The 15171-nt window shown below is 63.8% G+C and carries 11 protein-coding genes and 8 pseudogenes; 9 read left to right on the top strand and 10 right to left on the bottom strand.

All coding sequences use genetic code 11. The features are described 5' to 3' along the window. Positions 1-62: 62 nt before the first annotated feature. Positions 63-357 (bottom strand): annotated as a pseudogene (locus AWC08_RS14405) (transposase); the annotation flags it as partial. Beyond that, a pseudogene (locus AWC08_RS38220) lies at positions 350-752 on the bottom strand (DnaB-like helicase C-terminal domain-containing protein); the annotation flags it as partial. The pseudogenes AWC08_RS14405 and AWC08_RS38220, both read right to left, overlap by 8 nt. A 76-nt stretch (positions 753-828) precedes the next feature. Between AWC08_RS38220 and AWC08_RS39625 the strand changes: the two are divergent. The 3 genes and pseudogenes from AWC08_RS39625 (at position 829) to AWC08_RS14430 (ending at position 3488) form a co-directional block, all read left to right on the top strand. After that, a pseudogene (locus tag AWC08_RS39625) lies at positions 829-2176 on the top strand (IS256 family transposase). Positions 2177-2305: 129 nt separating this feature from the next. Next, positions 2306-2587, top strand: a complete 282-nt coding sequence (locus AWC08_RS14425) for a hypothetical protein (RefSeq protein ID WP_136244823.1) — start codon at positions 2306-2308, stop codon at positions 2585-2587. A gap of 85 nt (positions 2588-2672) precedes the next feature. Beyond that, entirely contained in the window at positions 2673-3488 is an 816-nt protein-coding gene (locus AWC08_RS14430; protein ID WP_007168475.1) for an IS30 family transposase, read from the top strand. Between the two features lie 32 nt (positions 3489-3520). Here AWC08_RS14430 and AWC08_RS14435 read toward each other — a convergent pair. From AWC08_RS14435 to AWC08_RS14465, 7 genes and pseudogenes are all read right to left on the bottom strand, one after another. Next, positions 3521-4003 (bottom strand): annotated as a pseudogene (locus tag AWC08_RS14435) (transposase); the annotation flags it as partial. Positions 4004-4051: 48 nt separating this feature from the next. Beyond that, positions 4052-4720 (bottom strand): cation:proton antiporter, encoded by a 669-nt coding sequence (locus tag AWC08_RS14440; RefSeq protein ID WP_007168473.1) that lies wholly within the window; start codon positions 4718-4720, stop codon positions 4052-4054. Between the two features lie 292 nt (positions 4721-5012). Beyond that, positions 5013-6122: an NAD(P)H-dependent amine dehydrogenase family protein gene (locus AWC08_RS14445; RefSeq protein WP_007168472.1), complete on the bottom strand. Its 1110-nt coding sequence runs from the start codon at positions 6120-6122 to the stop codon at positions 5013-5015. 596 nt (positions 6123-6718) lie between these two features. Continuing rightward, a pseudogene (locus tag AWC08_RS37070) lies at positions 6719-6952 on the bottom strand (hypothetical protein); the annotation flags it as partial. Between the two features lie 403 nt (positions 6953-7355). After that, the gene (locus tag AWC08_RS14460) at positions 7356-7805 is read right to left on the bottom strand and encodes a DDE-type integrase/transposase/recombinase (protein ID WP_007168470.1); all 450 of its coding nucleotides are present in this window, start codon (positions 7803-7805) and stop codon (positions 7356-7358) included. A 75-nt stretch (positions 7806-7880) separates the two neighbouring features. Then, positions 7881-8036 carry a hypothetical protein gene (locus tag AWC08_RS36505; RefSeq protein WP_154074411.1) on the bottom strand — a complete coding sequence of 52 codons (156 nt, stop codon included), beginning with the start codon at positions 8034-8036 and terminating at the stop codon, positions 7881-7883. Continuing rightward, positions 8033-8311 carry a transposase gene (locus AWC08_RS14465; protein WP_007168468.1) on the bottom strand — a complete coding sequence of 93 codons (279 nt, stop codon included), beginning with the start codon at positions 8309-8311 and terminating at the stop codon, positions 8033-8035. The genes AWC08_RS36505 and AWC08_RS14465 overlap by 4 nt, the downstream gene beginning before the upstream one ends. A gap of 348 nt (positions 8312-8659) precedes the next feature. Here AWC08_RS14465 and fdxA point away from each other — a divergent pair, with 348 nt between their 5' ends. The 6 genes and pseudogenes from fdxA to AWC08_RS14490 all read left to right on the top strand — a co-directional run bounded on the left by fdxA (position 8660) and on the right by AWC08_RS14490 (position 13320). Then, positions 8660-8986, top strand: a complete 327-nt coding sequence (gene fdxA, locus AWC08_RS14470) for a ferredoxin (RefSeq protein ID WP_007168467.1) — start codon at positions 8660-8662, stop codon at positions 8984-8986. A 62-nt stretch (positions 8987-9048) separates the two neighbouring features. Beyond that, positions 9049-10134 (top strand): annotated as a pseudogene (gene dapC, locus AWC08_RS14475) (succinyldiaminopimelate transaminase). 95 nt (positions 10135-10229) lie between these two features. Continuing rightward, positions 10230-11117 (top strand): annotated as a pseudogene (locus AWC08_RS14480) (APC family permease); the annotation flags it as partial. After that, positions 11110-11262, top strand: a pseudogene (locus tag AWC08_RS37075) (hypothetical protein); the annotation flags it as partial. The pseudogenes AWC08_RS14480 and AWC08_RS37075, both read left to right, overlap by 8 nt. Positions 11263-11308: 46 nt before the next feature. Further along, on the top strand, positions 11309-12715 hold the full coding sequence (locus AWC08_RS14485; protein ID WP_007168461.1) for a DDE-type integrase/transposase/recombinase: 1407 nt from the start codon (positions 11309-11311) through the stop codon (positions 12713-12715). After that, complete coding sequence (locus tag AWC08_RS14490; protein WP_224112853.1) at positions 12712-13320, top strand: ATP-binding protein; 609 nt, start codon at positions 12712-12714, stop codon at positions 13318-13320. Before AWC08_RS14485 ends, AWC08_RS14490 begins: the two co-directional genes overlap by 4 nt. Before the next feature lie 526 nt (positions 13321-13846). Here AWC08_RS14490 and AWC08_RS14495 read toward each other — a convergent pair. Then, the gene (locus AWC08_RS14495; protein ID WP_007168458.1) at positions 13847-15064 is read right to left on the bottom strand and encodes an acyl-CoA dehydrogenase family protein; all 1218 of its coding nucleotides are present in this window, start codon (positions 15062-15064) and stop codon (positions 13847-13849) included. Between the last annotated feature and the right edge of the window lie 107 nt (positions 15065-15171).

Consider the following 15171-nt stretch of genomic DNA (forward strand, 5'->3'; position numbering starts at 1 on the left):
AGAATCTAGAGAAGTGTTGCGACCGCACCTAGAAACCACCGCGTCGACACGGGGTCAGTTTTCAGACGACGCCGACAACTGTGGCGTTTGCCCTGGGCTCGTTTCCGGTCGTAGAAGGCACGCGATGCTGGACTGGTGCGGAGACTGTTGTGGGCAGCCATGTAGCAGGCTCGGAGTAAGCGCCGGTCATACCTGCGTGGACGTTTCAGGTTGCCCGTGACGCGCCCGGAATCGTGTGGCACTGGTGAAAGACCAGCGATGCCCGCAAGCCTATCCACGGTCTCGTAGTTAGCTAGATCGCCGTTAATCGCGGCCACGAATTCCGCCTCCTAGCAACGGGCCGAATCCGGGCATCGCTGATTTGACTCATGGTGCCGCCCACCCGGATCCAGTCATCGTCATTCATGCGCCCCGAACGCATATCCGCAAGTTTGACCCTCGCTTCGGCCGCCAGCAGCCGCATCACAATTTCGGACTTACTCATTTCCAACGAGAAGATGACACTGGCCATCCGATGTCTGAGCGAACACGATCGCATGAAATCCAGTGCTAGAACGGACTTTTCCAACGCCCGGACGAGCCGCAACGGTAACCATGGTTCCTGGCTGAAGCCCGCAGGTGATCTCATCGAGATCAGCGAATCCGGTCGGCACGCCCCGCGCCAGACCGCCATTGGTAGCGATCGTGTCCAACTCGTCGAGTGTCGGAGTCAGCAAGTCCTCTAACGCGACAGTGTCCTCGCTAGGTCGTGTCCCTGCCGCGGTGTAAAAGAATCCGGACGTAGGTTCCCTCGAAGACCGGCCAGTCTGATGGAAGGAGCCTACGTCCGTGTCGAAGAGGGTATCGCCTGTGCAGCGGTTGCAGGCAGAAATTGATGGTGTGTTCGCCGGCGGCGAGGACCTGGCGGGCGCGATCGAGGAAGTAGCCCGGCTTGGTGCCCGGTTGCTGCTGCAGACCGCCATCGAGGCCGAAGTGGCCGCGTTTTTGGGCCGGGACCGCTACCAGCGGACCGCGAGCTGTGCGGACGCCCGCGCCGGGATGCGCAACGGATACTGCCCGACCACGGTGAAGACCACCGCGGGACCGGTGACGCTGGCACGGCCGAAGATGCGCGGCACCACCGAGCGGTTCGCCTCCCAGCTGTTCGGCAAGGGAGTAACCAAGACCAACGCATTGGAGGCATTGGTGATCGCCGGGTTCGTGCGCGGGTTGTCGGTCCGCGACGTGGAGGCCACCCTGGTCGAAGCGCTCGGCGAGGCCGCCGCGGTGTCGAAGTCGACGGTGTCGCGCATCTGCGAGGACATCAACGGCTCAGTTCGAGCAGTGGAGCGCTCGCCGCCTCGACGACGTCGAGCTCGATTACCTGTTCCTGGACGGGTCGCACTTTAAATACCACGCAGGCGCCTCAGCCGAGCCGGTACTGGCCGCGTGGGGTATCGACACCGACGGCAAACCGGTGTTCGTCGGGCTTGAGGCGGCCTCCTCGGAATCCGGTGCGGCCTGGGAAGGGTTCTTGCGCGGGCTCGGCGAACGCGGCCTGGCGTGCCCACTGCTGGTGATCAGCGACGGCGCACCCGGGCTGATCGGCGCGGTCGAGACCACCATGGGCGCGGCGTTGCGGCAGCGGTGTCTTATTCATCGCGCCAGAAACATCCTGGCCAAGGTGCCCAAGAATGCCCAAGCTGACGTCAAAGCCGATTATTGGGCGGTCTTCGACCTACCAGCCGATGTCGAACCCGGCATCGCCGCGGTCAAACTCGCCCAAAACAGGACCGACGCGTTCGCCAAGCGCTGGCGCGACTCCTACCCGGCCGCAGTGCGGGCCCTGCTCGATGACCGCGACTCGCTGACCGTCTACCTGCGGTTTCCCCGTGAGCATTGGCCCAGGGCCCGACACTCCAACTTCATCGAACGCACCTTCGGCGAAACACGGCGCAGAGTCAAGGTGATCGGCCGCCTGCCCGGCGAGTACTCCTGCCTCACACTGGTGTGGGCCGTACTCGACCGCGCCAGCGCCGGATGGCGCGGGTTCACCATGACCCCGGCCGGGCTGCGGCTGCTGGCCGACCTACGCAGATCGCTGCACGACCCACCGACCGAACTGCCGCAAAGGAATCCGCAAAATCACACCGAAACTGGCCTGGTGCCAACCGAGCCTGTCAGCGCTACCGCATAGACTCATGAACGCAAGCGAACGATCGATCTGCGCGACGAGTTGGGCAACCCGGTCGATCCCGGTTCTCACTGCTAATTTCCTTTCGTCGTTTGTCTCATTCGGTCCAGATTCGGGCCGAATGCTGCGTTGTTGTTGGTGTTCATGGTCGGGCGGGTGGTGCGATTAGGTGTTCTGGACCGGATGCGACAAGCTGCTGTCGGCGTTTCATGGCGCCGTAGTGAACAAGGTCTCCTCCGGCAGCGGCAGTTGGATGGCCAGGCCTTTGCGTTGGCCACGGTTGACGTGGACGGCGTTGAGCTCTCCGCGGCGGATTCGATCCAGGACGGTCTGTTTGGCCACGCCGAGTCGGCGGGCAGCCTGCTCGAGCCCAACCCATCCGTCGGGTGTGTCTGGGGTGATATTGGCGCGTAGCTCGGGGTCGATGCGGATCCGCCACGGGTCGCCAGGGCGATGTTGCTCGCCGTGGATGAAGCCGCTTGCCAGCCACCGGTAGAGAGTGGCGCGGGAGGTGCCCCAGCAGCGTCTCGGCTTCGGCGATACTGACCATGCGTACATCGTCGCCGACGGGTACGACAGGCTCGGTCGGCCCGGCGATACCGTGTTTGCGGCGCAGGCTGCCAACCCGGTCGCGGGTGAACGCCAGCCCGGTCGCAGTCATCACGCCCTGCCGTGCGAGCAGACGCGCGATCGTCGCGTCGTCGTAGTGGGCTGCCAGCCGCCGAATGCGCTCCAGCGTGTCGGCCTCGGTACGGATCGCGCTATCGACGGCGCGCTGAAACAACTCACCAAGCTGCGGTCAATCCACGAGCGACCGGCGAGCGTCCAAACCCGCCGACAGGCGGGCCACTGGGAGGGTGACCTCATCGTCGGCGCCCAGCAGCGGTCGGCGGTCGCAACGCTGGTGGAACGAAAGATGCGTCTAACACTGCTGATTCGACTGCCGAATGGACATTCGGCACAGCATGTCGGGGATGCCCTGATCGCAACGTTCACCCAAATGCCGGTCAAACTGCGCCGGACCCTGACTTGGGACCAGGGCAACGAGATGTTTCATCACAAACGTATCGAGGCGGCGACAGGGCTGAAGATCTACTTCGCCGACCCACACTCACCTTGGCAACGCGGAAGTAATGAGAACGCCAATGGGCTTGTACGCCAATACTTACCAAAGGGCACCGACCTCAGCATCTGGGACGACGGCCAACTCCGGCAGATCGCCGATGAACTCAACGACCGCCCACGACTGTGCCTCAAGGACAACACCCCGACCGAACTTCTGCGACGATGGGAGCGTCAGTACACACTTCACTGATTCGCAACGATGAGTGGAATCCGCCCGGGCACCAGTGGCCGGTTACACCAGTCGGTCATCTCGGCGACTACCTTGTCGGTGATCCGCGAGATCGTGTCCTTGGATACCGTGGCGCCGTAGACGTCGGCGAAGTGGGCAGCGACCTCACCGGTGGTCAATCCCTTTGCCGTGAGTGACAATACGATCTCGTCGATACCCGTCAGCCGACGCTGACGCTTCTTGACAATCTGCGGCTCGAAGCTGCTGTTGGTGTCGCGAGGCACTTCGATCTCGACGGCGCCGATCTCGGTGAGCACCGTCTTGGCCCTGGTGTCGTTGCGGGAGTTCCCGCTGCCGCGCCCGGCAGGGTCGTGCTTGTCATAGCCCAGGTGCTCGGCCATCTCGGCATCCAGCGCGGTCTCCAGCACGTTCTTGGTCAACTGATTCAGCAGCCCGTTCGGGCCGACCAGCTCGACACCCTGTTCTTTTGCCTGCGCCAGCAGCTGCTCAGCGAGCTGCCGTTGATCCAGTTCCATCGCCACAGGATCGAGTGTTTCTGACATCGTCAGTCCTTCCCGCCAAGCTCACGCTCGGCGTGACAGACCAAGATCAGATCCACCGTTGTTCAGACAGTCCCGCCAGCCTTTACGCATGACGTAGTCGAGCCAAGTACCGGCGAACTGGGAGGTGAGCACGGCTGCGATTACCTGTGTGGTGTAGAACTTTGAGCTGATGATGCCGGCGTCGAAGGCGACATTGGCCAAAACGATGCCGGGGCCACCGCGGGCGTTGGTGGTGATCGCAAGGTTGATCAGGTCAAGTCCCCGGAAACCCGCGAACCGCCCGGCGAGCGATACCGACATCACTTTGATCGCGCAGGTGCCGACAATGAAGATGACGATCATCCATACCGAGACGCCGCGGATGAGATCCAGCTTCAGGCCGACGATCGCGAAGTAGATGGGAATGAAGAAGGCGAAGGAGACTTTGCCGATTGCCTCGAGCGCGTCGGCGAAGATCCTGCGCTTCCTATGCGCGACGGCAAAACCTGCGAGGAACGCCGCGAAGACGAGGTTGACGTCGAGGGCTCCGACAACTGCGCAGTATGCCAGCAGGACCGCTATGGGGTAGCCGGTGGGCGACTGCCGCGCAAAGACATTCCAGCGAGAAGTGTTGATGCGCTTGATGACGCGTGGAACAAGCTTGAGCCCGAGGATGAAGTAGGCCACCGTTGCGAAAAGGTGCCAGAACATCTGCCACGGATGCAGAGTCGTCTTGCCTGAACCGTGTGTCCAGGATTTTCAGGTCGGCGAAGATTTTTGACACCGCCGGCACCGAGGTGACAGCGACCCCGACCGCAAGGATGACGTGGCTTCATCGCCCCCACTGCCCGCACGAAATACCCGCCGGAGCGAGAACCCTCCTGGTCCGCAAGCTCATTGACGGCGCGCAAAACCTGAGCGGTGGCCTCGTGGCTCACGGCCCGGATTCGCGGGATCCTCCCGCCGTCTCCCGGCTGATTCGGGCCCAGCGGTTTTGTAATCGCTACAAGCGCACCAGGCCGCGCAGCGGCACAAGCCCGAGCTCCTTATGGGTGAGGAATCCAGGCGGGGCGTCACAAACGGCTGGAATCGCGTTCGCGGGGCCCATCGCGGTCCAGGTGTAGCCCGGCTTCGGGTAGTTGCCCTGCGCATCCGGAGGCGCTTGGAGGATCAGCTCGGTGGGTTCGTCGCCCTCGATCACGATGCGATAGTGATAGTGACCGCCCCAATCAGGCTGCGGCTCAATGGCATTGTATTCGTCCATCGTGTACATCTCGTGGAATGTGATGAAGGTCTTGTTGTCCACCCAAGTCGTCCACTTGTGATGCTGTGAGGCGACTGTTCCCTTCTTGATCACGCCCTTAAAGCCTGGCATGTCGCTGGTCGGCCCCCCTTCGTACCGGATGTCGCGCGTGGCCGTCCCTAACTCTACATCCGTTGTGTACTTGTCGACCGTCTTGCCGAATCCGTCCGCCACCATGGCCATCGACTGGGCGAACAACGGCCATGCGTTCCCCAGGAGATTCGGTCCGGCCAGAAACTCTTCGGGATCGCTCCCCATCCCCATCTCGTGCAGGTACTTCAAAGTGTCCTTGCCGAAATTCACCACCTCGTAGATGTGGATAGCGTCGATCCGGCTGACGATTCGGGCCAGCGTCAGCACGAGCAGGTCTCCGGCAAAGCCAGGATTGATACCACCTGCGTGGAACGAAGTACCGCCCTCGTGACACGCTGCGTCGATCTTGTCGATATCCGCCTTGCTGTGTTCGGTTCGATACCACCATGCGCCACCCGAGGCGACGACGTTCTTGCCCCCGCGCAGCAGACGGCAGACCTCTTCGGGATCGGACCAAAGTGGCGCATAGAACACGCAATCGGCGTCAAGCGCTTCGATGGCTTCCTTGTCGGTGGTCGCAAGCACACCGATCGGCGCGGCGCCGACGAGCTCACCGGCATCCTTGCCAACTTTTTCCGGACGATTACAGAGCACGCCGACCACCTCGTACGCAGGGTTACCGACGAAATGGCGAAGCGCCACCGTTCCGACGTTGCCGACGCCCCACTGGCCCGACCTGGACCGGAGCAGATGTCGAGATGGTTCCTGGAGCCGCACTCCCCGTAACTGATATCGCCGTCATGCGCGTAGTCACGGTAGATCCGCAGCATTCGTCCCACGCCAGGTTTCTTCGCGGTCGCACCTGCGGGCGCGGGCCGCTTCCATAGATCGCCCGACTCGGTGCGACGCTCGGGACCCAGGCCGGCATCGAGCGCAGCGGTCAGCGGTTCGTCGGCCTTTCGCCCGACGTGGCGCAAGCCCAGCAGCCCCAGCCACCGCCGCCAGCGCCGTGACCTGGACGCCGAGCGATTGCATTGGAAGTTCCGACGCGAAAACCGAGCCGTACGGGCGCTTAGTCAGCGCCCGGTAACCATTGGCGGTGAATGCGAAACCCAACACGGACACCAACACGGCTGCCAGTCGCTTCACAGCTGTCCTTTCCGTCGACCGCGGGCATGACGTACACCGCCCACTAGTTAACGAATCTAACTGCCCGGCTTTCGGCCATTTACACCCCTCGGGTCAGCCCGATATCCGGCCAAAAGATTACGTTTCGCTGCGTTGCCCGGATTCCCCGGAGTCCCCGGGCCTGCCGGCCTTCGCGGGGTCCTCGATCACGTGATATGTCGGGTCGATCATCGAAATGGGCCCGCGACCGCGGCGATCACCGTCACCGCATCGGCGACCACCCCGCCGGCCGGCTCAGGCATCACCGGATCGGGGTCCACCGCGCGCAACCAGACCGTGAACATTGACCGCACCGCCTCGGCCCGCTCGGCGAAGCGACGCAGCCAGCCCCGCACCGTCTCCACCGGACGGGCCAAGTCGGCCGCGATCCGGCGAAACCCCACCCGCCGCCGCAACGCCTTGGCAGCCAGCGCCGACACGATCACCGCCGCAGTGTCGGCACGGCGCAGCAACGCGGTCACGGGCAACAACACATGCGTCACCCCGCAGCCGGTGCATCGCGACCGGCGAGGACACAACCGCACCGACCCGTCCCGACCGCGCAGCTGTCGCGGCCTGGCCCACCCCCAACGCGCCAGCACGCTGCTGCATGCCGGGCAGCTCAACTCGCCCGCCGCCAGCCTGCGCTCGACCACATCGACATCTGCCTCTACCGTGACCACTGCGCCTCCAAGCGCGAAGACGGCCCTCCCGCAGACTCCGCCCAGAGACATCGGGAGGGCCGCCGCCCACAACGACGTGATCACCGTGCCGCCCCGACACCACAAAGACCAAACGCAGAAACGACCGGCCGACGAACTGATCACCGTCAGTGCCGGATCGCTACCCCCAAGTGCTCAACCTGAATGCCCCCGAACACGGTGCGCCGGGTTGGATGAACACGGCGCCTACCGAGCCGAAGCGGGCCCAGTCGGCGAGGGCGTGACTGGTCAGTTCGGGTCCGTTGTCCATTCGGATGTGTTCGGGCTTGCGGCCAGTGGTCATGATCAGTTCGTCGAGCAGTCCGGTGGTCTGATCGGCGTTCCACGACCGACGTGGCCGTGTCGCCAACGCCTCGCGGGTGAACTCGTCGATGACGTTGAGGAAACGCAGCTGGCGGCCGTCGACGGTGAGGTCGTGCTGGTAGTCCAGCGCCCACACGTGATCGGGGCGGGCCGCCGCCATGCGCCGGTGCGCCGCACTGTGGCCCAGGCGCAGCCGCTTGCGGGTCTTCGACGGACGTTGCAGCCGTTCGTCTTTCCACAATCGGTGCGTGCGTTTGGGATTGACCACGAGGCCTTCTGACTTGGCGATGGCGTGCGCCTTGCGCCAGCCCCACCGCGGATGGCTGATGGCGATCTCCCGCAGTCAGGCGCGCAGCCGCTGTTCGACGCCATCGGGTCGTTGCGGCCCATACTGCTGCACCGAGCGGTGTTGGCCGACCACCCGGCAGGCACGCCGCTGCGAGACCCCGAACCGCTCGACGAGCATCACCACCGCTCGCCGCCGACGGTCGGGGCTCACCAGTTTCCCCGGCTCATCTCCTTGAGCATGTCGATGTCGAGGGCCTGCTCGGCGACCAGCTTCTTGAGCCGCTGATTCTCCCGCTCAAGCTCCTTGAGCCGTTTGGTGTCTTCGGCTTTCATCCCGCCGTACTGATTTCGCCAGCGATGCCAGGTCTGCTCACTGACCTCCAGATGCCGGCAGACCTCCCCGAGGTCTTTGCCCTCACCGAGCAGCCGTTCACCCTCACGAAGCTTGCGGACCACCTGCTCCGGTGTATGCCGTCGACGTGCCATGAATCGAGTCCTCCTCGCCCCAATTCTGGGGCATCGGACTCCCACAGGAACTTGATCAACCAGGGGGTAACTGGTAGCCCGAGCCGGCCTGTTCGCACAGCGACACCAAGGTCGCGTACGCCGGTGCCATCCGGGCAGCAGAAATGGCACACCACGCCGCTGTGCGACTAGGTGCGACTAGGTGCATAGCACTGCGGTCTGACGGGCGTGCCAAGTGGTTGACGTGTATGTGCAACGTCTAGTATCAGTAATCAAACGCTTTGTCTGGAAGCGGTCCAGAACCGCCGCGACAATGCGAACGGCAGCCCACACGGGGCATTACATGGAGGACACCTTGAGGAGACGTCCGTGACGTACACAATTGCCGAACCCTGCGTCGACATCAAGGACAAGGCATGCATTGAGGAGTGCCCGGTCGACTGCATCTACGAGGGTGCTCGGATGCTCTACATCCACCCCGATGAATGCGTCGACTGTGGGGCTTGTGAACCGGTCTGCCCTGTCGAAGCGATCTACTACGAAGACGATGTGCCCGAACAGTGGAGCCAGTACACGCAGATCAACGCCGACTTTTTCGTTGAGCTGGGGTCGCCGGGTGGTGCGGCCAAGGTCGGCATGACCGAGAACGATCCCCAAGTGGTGAAGGATCTGCCACCGCAGGGCGAAGGCGACTGAGCGCGCCGGTGCTGCAGAAGCCCGGGATGGGCCGACTGGGGGTACCACCCGCTCGCAGGGGAGTGTCGGCCTCCCTGCCGGATTTCCCTTGGGACACGTCGGCCGAGGCGGAGGCGCTGGCCGGGTCCCATCCGGACGGCATCGTCGACTTGTCCATCGGCACTCCGGTAGATCCGGTTGCGCCGGTGATCCGAGAGGCGTTGGCGGCCGCCAGTTCCGCGCCGGGCTATCCGGCAACCGCCGGTACTGCGCGGCTGCGTGAAGCGGCAGTGGCTGCCCTTGACCGCCGCTTCGGCATCACCGGGCTGACCAAGGCGGCCGTGCTGCCGGTGATCGGTAGCAAAGAACTCATCGCCTGGCTACCGACCCTGCTGGGCCTGGGCCCAGCGGATGTGGTCGTGGCGCCGGAACTGGCGTATCCGACGTATGACGTCGGCGCCCGGCTGGCGGGAGCGCAGGTGCTGCTCGCGGACTCGCTGACCCAGTTGGGCCCGCAATCGGTGACACTGGTGTATCTGAACTCCCCGAGCAACCCGACCGGGCGCGTGCTGGGCGCCGAACACCTGCGCAAGGTGGTGGGGTGGTCGCGCGATCGTGGCGTTGTGGTGGCTTCCGACGAGTGCTACCTGGGATTGGGCTGGGATGCCGAGCCATTGTCGGTGCTGCATCCGTCCATCTGCGATGGCGACCACACCGGGCTGCTAGCGCTGCACTCGCTCTCGAAGAGCTCGTCGCTCGCGGGATACCGGGCCGGTTTCGTCGCCGGTGATCCCGCCCTGGTCGTCGAACTGCTGGCAGTACGCAGACATGCCAGGAATGATGGTGCCGACGCCGGTGCAGGCTGCCATGGTGGCCGCGCTGGACGACGACGATCACGAAAAGCTGCAGCGCGAGCGGTACGCGCGGCGGCGGGCGGCCCTGTTGCCGGCGCTGCGCTCAGCCGGTTTTGCTATCGACTATTCGGAAGCAGGACTCTACTTGTGGGCCACCCGCGGTGAGCCATGCCGGGACAGCATCCGTGGTTGGCCACGCGCGGCATCCTGGTGGCGCCCGGCGAGTTCTACGGCCCGCGCGGTGCACAGCATGTGCGGGTTGCGCTGACCGCCACTGACGAGCGCGTCGCCGCCGCGGCCGGCCGCCTCGCTTAGCTTGCGCACCCGCGTGGAGGGGGCGGGCGGCAGAATGCATCGAAGGCGTTGCCAAGTGCTTCCTTAGCGCTCAACCTCGGGTAAAGAATGTGGTCGTGACAACTTCGACTGGCAAGCAGCGTATCCCGGCGACTGTCGGGGACATAGCCAAGCGCGTCTTTCTGGGAAAGCCGCTGATTACCGAGAACCTGACATCCGAGAAGTTGTCGAATCCCGTTGCGCTTGGGGCACTTTCACCGGACGCAATCTCATCGACCGCATACGGCCCGGAGCAGATCTTGATCGAACTGCTGCCCCAGGCCGGGCTGGCGGCGTTGGCGCGCGGGAGAATTTCGGACCCCGGGTCGCGCAGGTCGCGGCCGCTGCACTGTTGATCGACTATGTGGTCACGGTGGCAGTGCAGTCGGCGGCTGGAACGGTGGCGGTGGTGTCGGCGATCCCGGTGTTGGGTCCCTACAGCCTAGCCATCACGGTTGGCGTGGTGCTTGTCATCTGCTACCTGAACCTGCGTGGCTTAAAGGAAGCGGGAATGCCGTTCGCGGTGGCGACCTACTCCTTCATCGCCATGATCAGTCTGACGATCGTGGTGGGTGTCATTCGCGAAATATTTTGGGAATTACCGGTGTACGACCCGCATCACCTGGCCGGAACGGTGCCGGTACAGCAGGGCAACGGCTTGGTGATGGGCGCGACGATCCTGACCTTGCTGCGTTCGTTCGCCAACGGGGGTTCGTCATTGACCGGGGTTGAGGCGATTTCCAAATACAGTCGACGTCTTCCGAAAGCCGCAGGGCGTCAACGCACGTCGAGTGCTCACCGCGATGGCCTGCATTCTCGGGTTCTTGCTGGCCGGTGTCGCCTATCTCGCGTACGTCACTCATGCAACGCCGTATGTCACTGAATATCCATCGGTCTTGTCGCGGGTCGGTCGTGCGGTCTTCGGCAACGGACCAATCGGCGATATCTTCTTCGTCCTCGTCCGTGATCGAGCGCCGGTTCGCGCTGCCCGAGGTGTCGCTGGCCGAAGTCGCGGTGGCGGTCTCCGGTGGCCGGTTGTTGGCGTCGGGCTGGCCCGGGGAGTGGGTGCAACACGAGTCGACCCTGCCGCCAAGGCAGATGAGGCCGTAATCCTGTGCGCTGTCGTGTGTTTAAAAGACAGCAAAGGAGGCGGCCGGTGGTGGTCGGCGATGATGAGGCGAGGGTGCGGGCCGAGCGGGCCCGGGTGATCGGATTGTTCCGGTACCAGTTGATCCGGGAGGCCGCCGAGCCGGCGCACTCCACCAAGGAGCGGGGAAAGATAGTGCGCGAGTTGGCGTCGCGCGAGCACACCGACCCGTTTGGGCGGCGGGTGCGGATCTCGCGGCAGACCATCGATCGGTGGATTAGGGACTGGCGTGCCGGCGGGTTCGATGCGCTGGTGCCCAGCCCGCGCCAATGCACGCCGCGCACCCCGGCCGAAGTGCTGGAGCTGGCGGTGGCGCTGCGTCGGGAGAACCCCGCCCGCACCGCCGCGGCGATCCGCCGGATCCTGCTCACCCAGTTGGGCTGGGCGCCCGATGAGCGGACCCTGCAACGCAACTTCCACCGGTTGGGGCTGACCGCCGGCACCGGTTGCGGGTCGGCGCCGGTGTTCGGCCGGTTCGAGGCTGAGCACCCCAACGACCTGTGGACCGGGGATGCGCTGCACGGCATCGCGATCGCGGCCCGTAAAACCTATTTATTCGCGTTCTTGGATGATCATTCCCGGCTGCTGCCCGGCTATCGGTGGGGGTATGCCGAGGACACCGTGCGGCTGGCCGCCGCACTGCGCCCGGCGCTGGCTTCGCGCGGCGTCCCCAAGGCCGTGTATGTCGATAACGGATCGGCCTATATAGACACGTGGTTGTTGAGGGCGTGCGCGAAACTCGGTGTGCGCCTGGTGCATTCGACACCGCATCGGCCGGAAGGGCGAGGGAAGATAGAGAGGTTTTTCAGGACCGTGCGTGAGCAGTTCCTGGTCGAGATCACCGGCGAGCCCGACGTCGCCGGACGCCACCACGTCGCCGATCTGGCCGAATTGAACCGGCTCTTTGCGGCCTGGGTCGAAACTGTCTACCACCGCACCGTCCATTCCGAAACCGGGCAGACCCCGCTGGCCCGCTGGTGCGCGTCTGGCCCGGTCGGCCTGCCCGCCCCGGAGGCGCTCACCGAGGCGTTTTTGTGGGAGGAGCACCGCCGCGTCACCAAGACGGCGACCGTCTCGTTGCACGGCAACAGCTACGAGGTCGACCCCGCACTGGTTGGGCGCAAGGTGGAGCTGGTATTCGACCCGTTCGATTTGACCCGCATCGAGGTGCGTCTGGCCGGCGTGCCGATGGGGCTAGCGATCCCGCACCACATCGGGCGGCACTCGCACCCCAAGGCCAAACCCGAAACCCCGTCGATACCACCGAAACCCACTGGTGTCGACTACGCGCGGCTGATCGAGACCGCGCATCAGACCGAACTGGCCCGCGGCGTCAACTACGCCGCCCTGACTGGGGCCGACCAGATCCCCGGCCAGCTCGACCTACTCACCGGCGAAGAGGCCCAACCCCGATGATGGACAACCTGATCTCCTACTACGGTTTCTCGCGCACGCCGTTCGGCCGCGACCTGGCCCCCGGCATGCTGCACCGCCACAGCGCCCACAACGAAGCCCTCGCCCGCATCGGCTGGTGCATCGCCGAACGCCGCATCGGCGTGATCACCGGCGAGGTCGGAGTAGGCAAGACGTATCTGGCAACAGCATTGGGACACATGGTAATTCGCCGACGCAACTCCGTACTGTTCGCCCGATCCGACAAGCTGTTCACCCGGCTGCGCGCCGCCCGCCTGGACAACACCGTCGACGCCGAGATCCGCCGACTCACCACCATCGACGTCCTCATTATCGACGACTTTGCGCTCAGACCCCTCGGCGCCACAGAGACCAGCGACTTCTACGAAATCATCGTCGAACGCCACCGCGCCAAAACGACCATCGTGACCTCCAACCGAGAACCCTCCGAATGGTTGACCATGACCGCCGACACCCTGCTGGCCCAATCAGCGATCGACCGACTCACGGCCACCGCCCACACCCTCGTCATCGAAGGACCGTCCTACCGTCAACGCACCCGACCCAGCCAGCTTGACCCAGACCACGACGACGAGCTTCCTCAATAACGCGCCACGGTGGTCCCATCCCCCTGGCAATCAGGTGGCCCCATCACCCTGGCAAGCGACACTTCTAAATGGCCATTGACAGAGGCCTTGCTGCTCAAAGAGCAAGCCCGCATCGTCCTAAGACGCTGCGGATCCGGTCCGGTGTCATCCGCTGTTCCCGCAAGATACTTCGTCACGACGAGCCGGTGATGATCATCAAAATGGATTATCGGTTGGTCGCACCCATCACCGGCACGGTGACCGCTGCGCGGAGAACCGCTTTTCGGCAACATCTTCAACAGCGGCGGTCTGCGGATCTCAGCCAATCGTCCACTGACAACAACTCCTTTCTCCTCTCGGCCCAAGCCGAGAATCGGTCGAAGGGGTCAAAATCTGCGTCGACACGGGGTCAGTTTTCAGGCGTCGCCGAGTGCCGATCGCGATACCAAGGCCCAGCCACTTGCGCAGGTATTCCGCATTCGAGATGGCCGCCCATCTACCGGAAGCGGCACTACTGGTGTCTACGGGCTCCGGCATTGTTCGGATCCTAGAGGCGCGGTTCCTTGGGCAGGCCGAGCAGTTTCTCGCCGATGATATTGCGCTGCACCTGTGAACTGCCCGCATAAATCGTGGCGGCTCGCGCCGCCAATGCCGACTCAACCCACGCGAGCGACGAATTCGGTGTTCCGACATCCGCAGTCGCCAAGGCGCCGTTCGTTCCCGTGCCCGACAGCGTCAACACGTCCGTCTCGAGGATCTCCATCGCCAGTTCGGTCTCGCGTTGGAAGAACTCGCTCCAGAGGATCTTGGTCATCGCGGCCTCGGGACCTGGATACTCACCGTGTAAGAAGCGCGTCAACGCCTGATACCCACGACACCGCATAATCTCGACGCGACCATAGCACCAAGCGAGCTGCTCACGGATATGCGGGTCGTTAGTCTTACCTCGTTCTTTCGCCAGCTCGAAGAGCCGGTCGATCTCAGCTTGGAAGCGAATCGCGTCGGTGGTGACACTTGTTCCACGCTCGAAACCCAGCAGCGTCATGGCCACCGACCATCCTGCGTTCACTTCCCCGACAACGTTGTCTGCAGCGGTTCGGGCGTCGGTGAAGAACACCTCGTTGAACATCGACTGGCCCACTATATTCTTGATGGGTCGAACCTCCACGCCGGGCTGATCCATCGGCACGAGCAGAAATGAGATCCCCCGGTGCTTGGGAGCATCCATGTCGGTGCGGCACAGTGCGAAGATCCAGTTGGCGAGGTGTCCCACTGAAGTCCAGATCTTGGACCCGTTGATGACCCATTCGTCGCCATCAAGAACCGCTCTCGTCCGCAGGCTGGCCAGATCCGATCCCGCGTCGGGTTCGGAAAACCCCTGGCACCACCGATCATCACCGGACAGAATTCGCGGCAAGAACCAATTCTTCTGGTCCTCGGTGCCGCAGACGACAAGCGTGTTGCCAAGCAGCTGAATCCCGAACATGTCGTTCTCAGTTCCGGCGGGTACCCCGGCGCGAGCAAACTCCTCGGCCAGCACGACTTGGTGGAGTGGGGTCAGTCCCGCTCCGCCATATCGCTTTGGCCACAACACGGCGAGTAGGCCGTTGTCCGCGAGCGTCTTCCGCCACTCTCGGATGAACTCCTTCCGCCGGGTTTGATCCAACGCCCCGATTCCAGCGAAGTCGGCAGGGACGTTCGCGGTGATGAAGTCGCGCACTCGTGACCTGAACGCCTCAGCTGACGGGGGATAAGACAGGTCCATATCGAATCGTCGTCCCTTATCTGTGTTGAGGACCCGCGTAAAGGTGGATCCATTGGGTTATTTTTTGCGTGTTTTGCTTCGTTTTCGACCGCTTGAAGGCGGTGGAC

Source organism: Mycobacterium gordonae (genome assembly GCF_002101675.1).
Classification (GTDB): domain Bacteria; phylum Actinomycetota; class Actinomycetes; order Mycobacteriales; family Mycobacteriaceae; genus Mycobacterium; species Mycobacterium gordonae.